We start from the raw sequence: 569 nt of genomic DNA, 5'->3' as shown, positions 1-569 counted from the left end.
GTCCGAAGGCCTTGGGATGGATCTTCGGCAGTTCTACAAGGACGGCCAACTCGTCATCTACGATTTTAGTCCGAACGAAATCTCGCCCGGAGAGTTCGGCCAGATTGTGCAGCAAGTCGTCAGTCGCAACAATACCCGGGTAGTCGTGATTGACAGCTTCACCGGCTATCTGAATTCTCTTCCCCACCGGGAAAAGGCGGTGCTGGACATCCAGTCTCTCCTGAAACATCTCGCTCGCGCTGACGTGCTAACCATGCTCATTGTCGCCCAGCATGGTTTGCTCGGGCAGAATGTTGGGATCGACGTGGACGTCAGTTTTCTCGGCGACACCGTGCTTCTGCTGCGCATGTCCGAGCATGAAGGCCGCCTTAGGCGCAATATCACGGTCGTCAAGAAACGCCACGGTCCCCACGATCTCGATGTCCGGGAACTTTTCATCGCGAGTTCCGGCGTTTCCGTGGTTGCTTACAATCCTCTGCCCGAGACGTGAGCGACGTCGAGCGAAACGGGCTGGGAACACTGGATTGGGTGCTCATTTTGGCGCCTTACCGCAAGGATGCTGGTTACAC

General features: G+C 56.4%; 1 protein-coding gene. It reads left to right on the top strand.

Annotated elements, in window-relative coordinates:
* Nucleotides 1-490: ATPase domain-containing protein (locus tag EOA22_RS36600; protein ID WP_281040827.1), on the top strand; the 490-nt coding region annotated here is incomplete at its 5' end.
* Nucleotides 491-569: the final 79 nt, after the last annotated feature.

It is taken from the genome of Mesorhizobium sp. M7A.F.Ca.US.014.04.1.1 (assembly GCF_003998745.1).
Classification (GTDB): Bacteria; Pseudomonadota; Alphaproteobacteria; order Rhizobiales; family Rhizobiaceae; genus Mesorhizobium; species Mesorhizobium ciceri.
The sequence above is the reverse complement of the archived record's forward strand: the minus strand, read 5'-3'. Positions and strand labels throughout refer to the sequence as shown.